14 protein-coding genes are annotated in these 12,797 nt (G+C 44.6%); 7 read left to right on the top strand and 7 right to left on the bottom strand.

Annotation, left to right across the window (positions count from 1 at the left end; genetic code table 11):
• Positions 1-19 precede the first annotated feature (19 nt).
• From L3V30_RS05890 to L3V30_RS05900, 3 genes are all read right to left on the bottom strand, one after another.
• A complete protein-coding gene (locus L3V30_RS05890; RefSeq protein WP_237308511.1) occupies positions 20-1,387 on the bottom strand; it encodes a TrkH family potassium uptake protein in 1,368 nt (455 codons plus the stop codon).
• Positions 1,384-2,046, bottom strand: a complete 663-nt coding sequence (locus L3V30_RS05895) for a TrkA family potassium uptake protein (RefSeq protein ID WP_237308512.1) — start codon at positions 2,044-2,046, stop codon at positions 1,384-1,386. The genes L3V30_RS05890 and L3V30_RS05895 overlap by 4 nt, the downstream gene beginning before the upstream one ends.
• 253 nt (positions 2,047-2,299) lie before the next feature.
• A complete protein-coding gene (locus L3V30_RS05900) occupies positions 2,300-3,508 on the bottom strand; it encodes a DEAD/DEAH box helicase (RefSeq protein WP_046874220.1) in 1,209 nt (402 codons plus the stop codon).
• 176 nt (positions 3,509-3,684) lie between these two features.
• Between L3V30_RS05900 and L3V30_RS05905 the strand changes: the two genes are divergently transcribed.
• Entirely contained in the window at positions 3,685-4,989 is a 1,305-nt protein-coding gene (locus L3V30_RS05905; RefSeq protein ID WP_237308576.1) for a hemolysin family protein, read from the top strand.
• A 9-nt stretch (positions 4,990-4,998) separates the two neighbouring features.
• On the opposite strand, the gene L3V30_RS05910 is transcribed toward L3V30_RS05905, so the two are convergent.
• From L3V30_RS05910 to L3V30_RS05925, 4 genes are all read right to left on the bottom strand, one after another.
• Positions 4,999-5,739 carry a transglycosylase SLT domain-containing protein gene (locus L3V30_RS05910; protein WP_079855598.1) on the bottom strand — a complete coding sequence of 247 codons (741 nt, stop codon included), beginning with the start codon at positions 5,737-5,739 and terminating at the stop codon, positions 4,999-5,001.
• Between the two features lie 221 nt (positions 5,740-5,960).
• Positions 5,961-7,205 (bottom strand): NAD(P)/FAD-dependent oxidoreductase, encoded by a 1,245-nt coding sequence (locus L3V30_RS05915; protein ID WP_237308513.1) that lies wholly within the window; start codon positions 7,203-7,205, stop codon positions 5,961-5,963.
• 7 nt (positions 7,206-7,212) lie between these two features.
• A complete protein-coding gene (locus tag L3V30_RS05920; protein WP_005390460.1) occupies positions 7,213-8,280 on the bottom strand; it encodes a methyltransferase in 1,068 nt (355 codons plus the stop codon).
• Between the two features lie 27 nt (positions 8,281-8,307).
• Positions 8,308-8,706, bottom strand: coding sequence for a hypothetical protein (locus L3V30_RS05925; protein ID WP_012842027.1), 399 nt, complete (start codon positions 8,704-8,706; stop codon positions 8,308-8,310).
• A 77-nt stretch (positions 8,707-8,783) separates the two neighbouring features.
• Here L3V30_RS05925 and L3V30_RS05930 point away from each other — a divergent pair, with 77 nt between their 5' ends.
• From L3V30_RS05930 to L3V30_RS05955, 6 genes are read left to right on the top strand one after another with little or no spacing between them, the layout of a single operon-like run.
• On the top strand, positions 8,784-9,512 hold the full coding sequence (locus L3V30_RS05930; RefSeq protein ID WP_237308514.1) for a beta-ketoacyl synthase chain length factor: 729 nt from the start codon (positions 8,784-8,786) through the stop codon (positions 9,510-9,512).
• On the top strand, positions 9,509-10,276 hold the full coding sequence (locus L3V30_RS05935; RefSeq protein ID WP_047009495.1) for a lysophospholipid acyltransferase family protein: 768 nt from the start codon (positions 9,509-9,511) through the stop codon (positions 10,274-10,276). Before L3V30_RS05930 ends, L3V30_RS05935 begins: the two co-directional genes overlap by 4 nt.
• A 13-nt stretch (positions 10,277-10,289) precedes the next feature.
• On the top strand, positions 10,290-10,550 hold the full coding sequence (locus L3V30_RS05940; protein WP_005382278.1) for a phosphopantetheine-binding protein: 261 nt from the start codon (positions 10,290-10,292) through the stop codon (positions 10,548-10,550).
• Between the two features lie 15 nt (positions 10,551-10,565).
• On the top strand, positions 10,566-10,823 hold the full coding sequence (locus L3V30_RS05945; protein WP_005382279.1) for an acyl carrier protein: 258 nt from the start codon (positions 10,566-10,568) through the stop codon (positions 10,821-10,823).
• A complete protein-coding gene (locus L3V30_RS05950; protein ID WP_237308515.1) occupies positions 10,823-11,383 on the top strand; it encodes a hypothetical protein in 561 nt (186 codons plus the stop codon). Before L3V30_RS05945 ends, L3V30_RS05950 begins: the two co-directional genes overlap by 1 nt.
• A gap of 4 nt (positions 11,384-11,387) precedes the next feature.
• On the top strand, positions 11,388-12,788 hold the full coding sequence (locus L3V30_RS05955; RefSeq protein ID WP_085343438.1) for an AMP-binding protein: 1,401 nt from the start codon (positions 11,388-11,390) through the stop codon (positions 12,786-12,788).
• The last annotated feature ends 9 nt before the right edge of the window (positions 12,789-12,797 follow it).

Raw genomic sequence — 12,797 nt, forward strand, 5'->3', positions numbered from 1 at the left:
GGTGCAGATAAACGCTACTTTAACCTGTAAGAACGGCGTCTTCTGGGTACTTGATTAAGGTAGGTTCAGGGCGGGCTAACATGTAGGCAAGCGTGAGTGGCCCGATACGACCAATGATCATCACCACGATCATAATGTACTTGCCAGGTTCAGAAAGCTCTGCCGTCAAACCAGCGGTAAGTCCTACCGTCGCAAATGCGGAAATGGTTTCAAACATGACCTTATCAAAGCTTGCCTTCTCTGTGAGCATCAATAAAAACATCGCGCTTGTCAGAATGGCGCCGCTCACAACGATAATGGCGAGTGACTTAGTCACGGTTTGCCAGTTTACGGTTCGTTTAAACATAACCACATGTTTCTTTTGACGCAAAAAGGTCCACGTAGCCATGAACGCAACGGCAAATGTGGAAACCTTAATACCGCCCCCCGTTGAGGTGGACCCAGCACCAATCAACATCAGAACAATCATGATCAATAACGCTGGCTGGGTAAACTGCGCCAAGTCGACACTGTTGAATCCGGCCGTTCGAGCACTAGCGGATTGGAAGAATGCCGCCAACCATTGACCCGCCACAGGTAACGATTCCATTGTATTTGGATTACTCCGCTCGAGTAACCAAAACATCACCGTCCCAACGAGGAGCAATATCGGTGTCGCGATAAGCATGATTTTGGTATGAAGATGCAAAAAGTGGAAACCTTTACGCCAGTTCAGCCAGATGTCACCCACAACAGTAAAACCAAGCCCACCAAAAATGAATAACCCGGCCAGGGTAAAGATGACCAGCGGGTCATTCACAAAGCTCATCATACTGTCTGAAAACAGAGCAAACCCTGCGTTGTTAAACGCAGAAATCGCATGAAATAACGCGTAAAACATGCCGGTTTGCCAGCCCATTTCAGGAACCCAACGAACGGAAAGGAAAATAAACCCAATAGATTCCGCGACAAGCGCAAAAATCACAATCCGCTTCACCAGTCGGTTTAAATTGACCTGTCGATCTTGCCCTAGCGCTTCTTTCGCTAACGCTTGCTGGCGTAAGCTTAAACGCACACCAAACATATAGAGTAAAACCGCCGACAACGTCATCTGCCCCAATCCACCGATTTGCATTAAAAACATCAGCAAGATCTTCCCGGCTAACGTAAAGTGCTGCCCGGTATCGACAATACCAAGCCCTGTCACACTGATGGCGGATGTTGCGGTAAACAAAGCGTCCGTTATCGAAAGGCCTGTAACAGAAAAAACTGGCAAGGTTAACAGCACGGCAGAAGGCAGCAACACACCGAGAAAACTCAGCAATATAATCCGCGGCTCGTTACCCTTGGCTTTTTCTCGTTTACCATCTGGCGCGTAAAAAACGCCTTTTTGATGAAACTGCGTCATAGTGATTTTAATTTATTTGCCAGCGCATCTTGCGGGCCAACCACAATAATGAGATCGCCAATTTCCAGCTTGGTATTAAGGTCTGGCGCCTTGGTAATTTCTGGGCCCCGTTTAAACCCGAGTACTTGCACACCGTCGACTTTGCACAGTGCGAGGTCACTTAATGTCTTACCCATCCAACGAGATCCAATCACAAACTCCGTCATGGCTAAACCACTACCTAAAGGGTGGAACTCAAGAACCCGTTTATCGAGCATTTTACGCGCGACACGTATCCCCATGTCGCGTTCAGGCATGATAATGTGGTCCGCACCAATCTTTTGCAGGACACGCGCTTGAAATCGATCGTTGGCTTTAACCCATACTGACTTCACTCCCGCTTCTTTGGCGATCAGTGTGGCGAGAATACTAGCGTTAACGTCCGCTCCGATAGCAATCATCACCATGTCGTAATCATCAAGCTTAAGCTCAGAAACCGTCTCTTCGTGAGTACAATTAGCCACAATTGCCTGACTAACAAAACTGGCAGCTTCTTTGACTCTGTCTTCGTTGATATCAACCGCTAAAACTTGAGCTCCTGAATCTTGTAGCTCTTTACACACTGCCAAACCAAATCGGCCAAGACCAATAACGGCGAATTGCTTATCACCTGTTTTCATTTATGCCTCATCTTATGCATTCACTAGCAAGCAAAAAAGTCTGCGCCCATTCCTAACCTTGTGCAAACCTGAGGACAGAGAATTGACAAAAGCTTTACGAAAGCTGACTCACTTTGAGTGTTAAGCGTATGACATAAATTAACTTTTTTCCTCATTACGGCATAAAAGCCAACACTGTCAACCCATGAGTGAGTCTCCCTAAAACGCAAAAAGCCGCAACAATGCGGCTTTTGGATCGTAGAGATAAAACAGGCTATTTTGATTCGCGCTTATCGTGCGGTTTACGCTTGTTCTTAGGTACGTAATTTAAAATAGAAATCGGCACTGGCTTTCTTGGTGCAAAGCCGTCAATTTCCACTCGCTCTAGCAAGTGCCCTAAACGGCTCTCGATCATACAAAGGTTTTTAAAGTCATCTTTTGAGACTAATGAGATCGCTTCACCTTGTGCGCCAGCACGACCGGTACGACCAATACGGTGTACATATTCATCTGCTGGATACGGCAAGTCATAGTTAATAACAACGGGCAAGTTATCGATATCAATACCGCGCGCTGCAACACCAGTTGCAACTAGGTACTGGATTTCACCGGCTTTGAACTTTTCTATTAATTCCTGGCGAACACGCTGATTACGGCCACTGTGAAACGCTTCAGCCACAATGCCACGCTTTTCAAGTTGGCTAACAAGCTTGGCAGCACCGTGTTTGGTTTCAATAAATACCAGTACTTGCGACCAGTCGTTTTCTTTGAGCATGTGACTTAACAGTGACGACTTCATGTCCTTATCGACGGTGGTTATCCACTGCTTGATGTTCGACTTAGATGCACTGTGTTTTGCAATCGTGATCTCTTCAGGATCAATAATCGCGTTTTTCGCCAAATCACGAACAGGGTTAGATAGCGTTGCCGAGAACAGCAGACTTTGAACATGTTCTGGCATGCAATCAACGATCTTATCGATCGCATCGATGAATCCCATGTCCAACATTTTGTCCGCTTCATCAAGCACTAGCATTTCCACTTCATCAAAGTGAATAGCGCGTTGACCGTACAGGTCAATCAAACGTCCCGGCGTACTTACCACAATATCGACACCCTCGATCAAGGCTTGTTTTTGTGGCGCATAATCCACACCACCAAACATCGCCATTGAGCGCAGCGGTAAGTTTTTACCATAAGCTTCAATGCTTTGATGAACCTGAAGCGCAAGTTCGCGTGTGGGCGTAAGAATAATAGCGCGAGCGCGTTTTTTACGTTGCGTTTCGCCTTGACTAAGCTTTTCTAAGATTGGTAGAACAAAACTGGCCGTTTTACCTGTCCCCGTTTGTGCTGCAGCAATTAAGTTGCTACCACGCAGTACGATTGGAATGGCTTTTTGTTGGATAGAGGTCGGTTTTTCATAACCTAGCGCTTTTACTGCATCAGTAATCGATGCGCTTAAACCAAGCTTAGAAAATGGCATAGAAACGTCTCAACAGAGGAAATGGGCGCGTAGTGTATCAGAATCCCAGTGAAGTAACAGAAGGATTCATGCACGTAGAGCCCGATATTAGAGCGCTGCATGATTTACTCGCAACATCACATTTCTTGCGCGTGAATCTAGTTATGCTGCTAACGTGTACATTACTGGGAAACGTTATGGACGTATTACTGCTGGTTGGATTAATCGCACTCAATGGCGCGTTTGCGATGTCAGAGATCGCTCTAGTCGCAGCCAAAAGCGGAAGGCTAAAATTAATTGCAGAACACAACGCCTCTGCCGCTTTAGCGCTCGAACTTAAAAACAATCCGACTCAGTTTCTTTCCACGATCCAAATAGGCATTACCGTCATCGGGCTATTAAGTGGTATTTTTGGTGAAGCAACGCTTTCAGTACCATTCGAAAATTGGTTAGTAGCCCAAGGGCTAGAAAGAGAGATAGCCACGGTACTTTCAACGATGAGCGTCGTGCTCATGATCACCTACTTCGCGATTGTGGTGGGAGAACTCGTTCCCAAGCGCTTTGCACAAAACAACGCAGAAACCATCGCTATTATCGTAGCTTATCCGATCCACTGGCTCGCCAAGCTCACCACTCCTTTTGTCTTCTTATTGACGTTTTCAACCGATACTTTTCTCCGATTATTGCGCCAAAACGACAGCAACGGTGAGATTGTTACCGAGGAGGATATTTTTGCTATTGTTAGCGAAGGCTCTGAGTCCGGTGCGATTGAGCCACAAGAGCAATTGATGATTCGCAACTTACTCCACCTTAACGATCGTTTAGCATTATCGTTAATGACACCACGGTGCGATATCCATTACCTGGATGCCAACCAACCTATTGATGTCATCCTTACTGACCTTCGCCAAACCCAACACTCCGTATGGCCAGTCTGTAAGGGTAGTTTGGACAATATTATTGGCACCATTTCATCCAAAGTCCTGCTCGATGAATATGACGAATTGTCTATCAGTAAACTGGCTAAACAGCTCAAGCGCCCACGTTTTGTACCCGAGTCCATGAAAGGGTTACCTCTCCTTAACTACATGCAACAAACCAGTGCGGAAATGGTCTTTATTGTCGATGAGTATGGTGATGTACAAGGCCTAGTAACCCTTTACGACTTGTTAAAGTCGATTGCTGGAGAACTGGGCATGGCGCCACAGCAAGTGTGGGCCAAACAACAAAAAGATGGCAGCTGGTTGATGGACGCGTTGATCCCGCTCAATGAGCTCAAGAATAAACTCGAACTGAGCAGCATAGAAGGCGAAGAGCGAGAAGGCTTTCAAACATTAAATGGGCTTTTGACATGGCTTTATGGTCGAGTCCCAAATGTTGGGGAGCACATTCACTACCAAGGTTGGCGATTTGACATACTCCTCGTTAAAAAACATCGCATTATGCAAGTCAGAGTCACCAAAGACACCGATACACCAACCAACAATAGCGAAGTGGAATAAAGCACGGCCCTATCCCATCAAATTGGGCTGTAAACCTTTCTCTAGTTTTTTTCGTACTTTATAGGAAACATCATTAAGCGTGATTTTTCCTGTATTGTGACGATCGATACCCGCATTTTGTCGGTATGCAATCGAGCCTTGCTTGAACAAAACGAAAGAAGACGGTTTGCCAATCGCAGCAGGATAGAGAATTGCCATATACGCATCTTCCAGACTATTGATTTTATGGCGATATGGCCAGTAATAGGCTTTTACATAGTCAAGTTGCTCGACCGCGCTCATCCTCGCAAGAGTTTTCGTACTCACTCCTAATGACTCAGCGGTAGAGGGCATAAATTGAATTAACCCTGTCGCCCCACTTCCTGAACCATTTTTGATGCTTGGACTGAAGGTTTCAGCGGTTTCAAATGCCATGCAGGCCATCAGATGATTAGGGTTGATCTCCAGCTCTTCACTAATACGAATGACTTTGCATTTGAACTCTGGAGAAACTTTGCCTCCCCACGCCACCGCGTTCTCGGGATCAACAACCGAAGAGACTGTTGACGCGTCGTGTTCTTTGACAATTCGAGAAAGTAAAGGAAGTGTTTGGCGCAGTCGATGGTTCGAACTCACCAAGCGAATTGATTTGGCAAGAAACTTATCTTTTTTTTGGTGCAGTTTTTGGAACTTTACTAATTTATACAGTTGCTTATAAACCGTTTTCACAACGAAGCCGGATTTAGGGAACACTCCCAAAATGTAATCCATTTCCTACACGTTTAATATAAATATCAGCAACAATGAGTATGTATGTGATCATAATCACTATAAATTTTCTCAAATTCGATACACCTCGAAACAAGTGGTCAAGATGTCTCCAGTAAGCTCGAAGTACAAATAAAAAGGTATTGTCGAGAATAAAAAAAGGTCTTACCAATTTCTCGGTAAGACCTAGGTTTACTCATCCTCAGCTAAGAGAATTTATACTCTTACAGTTCCGCTTCTCGAACCAGCTCAGCGAGCGTCGACAAACGTTGTTCGCTTTGTTTTACGTAAGGGTTGTTTGTATCCCAAGCGTACCCAGCCAAAATCGCGCTAATCATCTGCTTAATACGTGGATTCGGGTTTTGGTAGAAAATCACATCTTGCAATGTGCCGTTGTACCACCCCTCCACATAAGTACGGAATGTGTTCACCCCCACCATCAAGCGTTCCGAATACTCTTCTTGCCAGTCAACCACTTCACCATTTAATTGACGAGCTACGCAATCGGCCGCAAATTCCGCCGACTTCATGGCAATGGTGACACCAGATGAAAACACAGGATCAAGAAACTCGCCGGCATTACCAAGCAGTGCGTAGTTTTCTGTCGCTAAGCGTTTGACGTTCGCTGAATAGCCACCCAACTCGCCTGCGGGATTTGGGTACTTCGCGTTTCGCAACACAGAAGCCAACCCCGGCTCTTCATTCGCCAACTGCTGCAAAGCTGCAAGCTTATCCTCTGGGTATCGCTCAAAAAACTCAGGCTCACCCACCACACCAAACGAACACGTACCATTCGAGAATGGAATCAGCCAGTACCACACATCGTGATTTTCAGGATGTACGGAAATCAGAATTTTATTACGATCGTACTCTGGCTCTTGTGGAGAGATACGATCTTCAATATGAGTAAATATCGCTTTTCTTGGAGGAAGACAAGAAGGCTCTTCAAGATCCAACAAGCGTGGCAAAACACGGCCAAAACCACTCGCATCCAAAACAAAATCTGCTTCGATTTGATAGGCCTGTTTATCCGGTCCAACAACTTCTAAGCGCGATTTTTTGCCTTCAAACGCCAAGCTAACTAGCTCATGTTGATAACGAATATCGACGCCCTGCTCTGCGGCACTGTCGGCGAGCACTTTATCAAAACTGGCACGTTGCACCTGAAACGTCGTACCCGGCCCTGGGGTATATTTGTCCGTAAAATCGAACTGGGTGTAAACACCATTGCGACGAAATGCAGCGCCATCTTTATATTGGAAGCCAAACTGCTTTACCGCATTTGTCATTCCGGCTTGCTCGACAACTTCCATACATGCAGGAAGCAGGCTTTCTCCGATAGAGAAACGTGGAAAGGTGGCTTTTTCTATGACAACGACATCTATGCCACGCGATTTTAATAACGCAGAAACGGTGGAGCCAGATGGGCCCGCTCCTACGACGACAACTTGCTTGAGCTCTGTTTTCATTCTGAATTTAGTTTGCTTGTAGTTTTAATAAGGTGTGACCAAGGCCAATGTTGTCGGTTCTTTCGACGACAGATAAACCTGCCGCTTCAACAATTTCTAAGAAATCATCACTGCGATAAAAACGACTATTGCCGTTGGCTAAACAGGTAAAGTAGAGAGAGGTTGCATTAAGACTATAGGAAGCACCCGCGTATTTTTGGGCATCCCAAAATAGCTCCAATACGTAAATAGTATCTCCCTTCGTTAACTGGGCTTTGACTTTTTTAAGGATATTTAGGATCTCAATTGGGGAAAAGCAATCCAAGAACTGGCTCATCCACCATACGTCAGCATGCTCAGGCAATGTTTGTGCTTTATCAAGCATGTTGGCAGGGTATGGACGTACACGCTCGGCGAACTGGTTTTCTGAGACATTTGACATCGCCACTTCTAATTGCTGCGGCAAATCGACAATGGTAACTTCAACATCAGGATCATGCTTACAACACTGAATAGCCCATTTCCCGGTATTTCCGCCAATATCCACGAGGTGCTTTGGCTTGCTTGCAAACACTTCTTTAAGCAGTAATGGAAACGAGCGATCCGAATAGAAGTGATCGAACTTAAACCAACTCTGCTTAGCTTGGTCTGGCAGCGTCGACAGACCTTGATAAATCGTCTCCCAATTGCCCAACTCTTTCAAACCTGAAGGCTTACCTTCTTTAATCGCTTCCGTCAGATGCATCATCGCGGCGTAACAGACATCAGCCGTAAAATCCATGTTTGCGTTCGTCATACCATCGTGAAGAAGGTAAAAACCAAGGTTCGCAAGCGAATAGTTAGGTCTTTCCCATAAAACAATATGTGCGCTAATCGCCATATCCAACAATACTTTGACACCATATTCTGACACGCCCGTTTTCTCGGCAATGTCCGTGGCACTCATGCCTTGTGAACCGGCGCTGTCTAGCGCGGCTAAAATACCTAAATCTCGGAGCGTTCTGGCGGTCTGGAACACGATTGGTGCAAAAGATAACTTCTGAGCTTCTGTTTTTGCTTCAAAAGCATTAAAAGGGTCATTATTTTGATTTAACACGGAAAAACCTAACTGCAATTAATATTTTTATTGTTTAGACTGAGAGCCTAACAATGCAATAGCTCGTTGAATATCAACATTCAAGTTGTTTATCCAACGATTGTAATTGCGATGGATTTTGCCATTACTGGCTTTTAGATTTACTGAGTTGAGATAAATAATTGAGTAATATTTGTTGTTATATGGAATTTTTACTTCTGCAAAGTGTTTACGAACGTGAATTTTTGCAATAAGAACGCCTGGGCTTACTTCTTCAATCGTCCAACCTCGGTTGGTTGCCGATTGCACAATGGCCATTTTTACTTGTTTATTTTGAAGATCATAAGCAACTGGAGTATCCTCCACATTCATTACAGGTTGTACTCGTCCACAACCGACAAGAAGCAAAGTTAATAATAACGAGACATACAGCTTAAAACGCGACATGATAATTTCCTTTTTTATTATGACTTTGGGCAAAACCCAATTTGTATCGAGCTGTAAAATAAACAATTTAACCCAATATGCCAAACTCGAAGATCAACATTTCGTTCAATATTGATGCGTGGACAGCGAATTCATTCGGTTTATCCGAATCCAATGAATGGAAACAATGGGCAACAGAGATAACATGGCCAGAAGATGGCAAAATCAATGTTGCAGATATTCCTGCGATGATGCGCAGAAGAATGAGTCCACTTAGCAAACTGGCAGTGCAAACGGCAATCGAATTGCTTAATCAACATCAGGTTGATTACCTCGTATTTTCGAGTCGTCATGGCGAATTGCATCGCAGTGTTGCGTTAGTTAAAGATATTATTAACGGAGAAGAAGCGTCTCCGATGGCTTTTTCTCAGTCCGTGCATAATACCGCCGCAGGGCTTGCCACTATTGCAACCAAACAGCCCATCCCCCTAACTTCGATCGCTGCGGCAGAAAACACATTCCAAAGTGCAATATTAGAAGCATGGCTGTTTTTGTCCGACAATCCTGATAAAAGAGTCCTGCTTGTTGATTTTGATGAGCCTATGCCTGACTCTTATTTAGAATATGAAAACCAACAATACCAAGGGTTTGGACTCGGCTTGATACTTTCTCATGGAGATGGCTTCACGGTGCAAAGCGGCATCAGTGCAAAATGCTCAAACCACCCGTTGCCACAAGGCTTAGCGTTTTTGCAACACTACTTGTCAGGTGAAAATCAGTGGACTATTCACGCTCCGCAACAAATTTGGGAATGGCAAAAGCAATGAGTCGCTTAAATCAGTATTGGCGTGTGCTAGCAACCGGCTTTTGTTTTTCAGTATTTGGGTTAGGTGGTTTAACACTGAGCTTCATTGTTATTCCGACCATTCGTATTTTCGTTTCGGATCAAACGGAACGTGAATATAAAGTTCAAGGTGCCATTCGATATTCATTCAACACCTTTTGTAAATTGATGAAGTTAAGTGGAGCAATCGATTACGAAATTATTGGTGCCGATATTCTTCAACAAGATCGTAATTGTTTAATTGTTGCCAACCATCCTAGTTTAATCGATTACGTTCTCATTGCTTCACAATTAAATCGCTGCGACTGTTTAGTAAAATCGGCAATATGGTCGAATCCTTTTATGAAGCACATCGTAAAAGCAGCCGGATATATTCCCAATGAAGCGCCGGATGATTTATTAGCACTTTGTGATGAACGATTTAACAAAGGCAACGTGTTGCTTATATTTCCTGAAGGGACAAGAACAACACCAGGTGTAGAACCAAAATTACAACGCGGCGCAGCACAAATTGCGGTAAGAACAGAACGAGATTTAAGGGTTGTCCATATTACGGTAACGCCAAGTTTCCTCACAAAAGAGAAAAAATGGTATCAAGTACCGGCAACAAAGCCTTTTTTCAGGGTTGAAGTTAAGGATAAAGTTGAGATTGACCCTTTTATAAAGCAAACTACGTCGCCGACAATAGCGGCGCGACGCTTACAACAGCACCTAGCTGAAAACATTTTTCCAGAAAACTTTTATTAATAAGCAGGTCCCAGTGGAACAGTTACACAACGACATTAAGCAACTTATTATTGATGCTTTAAACCTTGAAGATTTAACCGTAGATGATATTGAAACGGATGCACCACTTTTTGGTGATGGACTTGGCTTAGATTCTATCGATGCACTTGAGCTTGGACTCGCAATTAAAAAACAATACAACATCGTTATTGATGCCGACGACTCAAACACGCGCGAACACTTTGCGTCTGTAGCAAACCTAGCGAAATACGTTTCTTCTCAAACTAATGAATAAGTTGTAGGTATATTCATGACTGATGTAAATAAAGATCAAGTATTTGAACAAGTTAAAGATGCGCTTGTTGAGCTGTTCGAAATTGACGCAGCCGACATTCAGTCAGATGCGCACTTATACCAAGATCTCGACCTTGATAGCATTGACGCCGTTGATTTGGTCGTACACCTACAGAATGTCACTGGCAAAAAAATCAAGCCAGCAGAGTTTAGTGCTGTAAGAACCGTTGACGATGTGGTTAACGCCGTCACTGAGTTATTGAAGGAAAGTTAATGCGCCAATTGCTGACTGGTCTGTCTGCAATTGTACTGTTTGCCTACCCCTTCGCCGTCTATTTCGGTATAGATAAATTTGGCTTGAACTTAGTCGGGGGCTTGTTAATTGCTGCGTTACTTTTGCGTGTTTTCGTCGCAAATAAGACCCCACTAAAAGAGTTTAAATTCTTGGCGCTCGTTACGGGCGCTGTTGGCATTGTTCTAATTACGCTTGGCATGGTGTTTAAACAACACGGGTGGCTTCAGTTTTACCCTGTAGTTGTCAATGTATGTATGCTGTGTGTCTTTGGACTGAGCTTAAAACAGCCGCAATCAATCATTGAAAGGCTTGCTCGCTTGCAAGAGCCTGAGCTTCCGGCTAGTGGCGTGGCTTACACACGCAAAGTCACGATGGTTTGGTGCGTTTTTTTTACGCTCAACGCTGCCGTTGCACTCTATACCTGTTTCCTACCAGTAAAAATATGGACGCTTTATAACGGCCTCATCAGCTACTTACTTGCTGGTGGCTTGTTCGCTGGAGAATGGATCGTGCGTCAATTTGTTCGAAAGGAACACTAATCGTATGAATACAACGTATTCGAGCTTTACCTCCCTAGCGACCTTGTTCGTCGCAGAGAGGTCTGAGCAATCCCCTGTCTCTTACGATCGCGACACAGTTATCACTTGGGGTGATTTCCAGCAGCACGTCGCAACACTTGCTCAGAAGTTAGAAACCCAACCAACGCAAAACATTGCGTTGTGTTTTGGCAACAGCTACCTGTTTGCCGTTGGCTTTTTTGCTTGTTGTCACGCAGGAAAATCCATTGTATTGCCTGGTAATTACCAACCAGAAGCACTCAAAGAACTCAGTGAGCACTACGATTTATTACTGCACGATGCCGATGTCTCGGTTCCAGAACAGGTGAGTTCGCTTTTAATCGAAGCTAGTTCATTGTTAGAAACCACATTGACTAACAAACAACAGGTAAACCAACCTTATGTTTGGCGTGAATTGAATCTGGCACAAATACCAGTGACGCTATTCACTTCTGGTTCAAGCGGCAAACCAAAAGCCATTGCAAAAACGCTGAAGCAGCTCGATGTCGAAGTGTCTATTCTAGACAACCTATGGGGCGACACGGTTGCCAACACACGCGTTGAAAGCACCGTCTCTCATCAACACATTTACGGCTTGCTGTTCCGCGTATTGTGGCCTTTGTGCTCTGCACGTCCATTTTCAGCACACAACCTTGAGTTCCCAGAGCAAATTGTCCATCACGCCGATGCTGACACCACGCTAGTAAGCAGCCCTGCGTTACTAAAACGACTCAGTGAAGAGCATAATCCGGTTGCGATTCGGTGCGTATTTTCTTCTGGTGGTCCCTTGCCAAACCAAGCCGCGCAGCACAGCCAGCAGTTGTTTGGGTCACTTCCTATTGAAGTTTTTGGCAGCACAGAAACCGGCGGCATCGCTTACCGTCAGCAGCACGTAGCCAGCACTCCATGGACGTTATTCCCAGGTGTTGAAGCAAAGCTTAACCATGAAAATTGTTTAAAGCTCCGCTCGCCACACATTGATGAAAACACTTGGTACCAAACTGCGGATGAATGCTATTTCCATGATAGTATTTCTTTTGAATTGCGTGGACGCACTGACCGAATCGTCAAAGTCGAAGAAAAGCGTATTTCCCTTGTCGAAGTGGAAAAACGTTTAGAGCAACTGCCGTGGGTTCAAGAAAGCGTGGTGATCCCAATGGAAGAATCAGGTCGCCTCACGTTAGTCTCGATCATCGTACTTAACGATAAAGGCAGCGATGTGCTTGATGAACTTGGTAAAGGCAAGTTTTGGCTTGAGCTTCGCAAGGCACTGCGCAATTGGCTAGAACCGATCGCTATCCCGAGAAAATTCCGAGTGGTCGACGAAATTCCATTGAACAGCCAAGGCAAACGCCAAGTTGCTGAAATTGAAAAACTATTCCAATAAAGCTAGTAA

It is taken from the genome of Vibrio sp. A1-1 (assembly GCF_021728175.1).
In the GTDB taxonomy this organism is placed as follows: domain Bacteria; phylum Pseudomonadota; class Gammaproteobacteria; order Enterobacterales; family Vibrionaceae; genus Vibrio; species Vibrio diabolicus.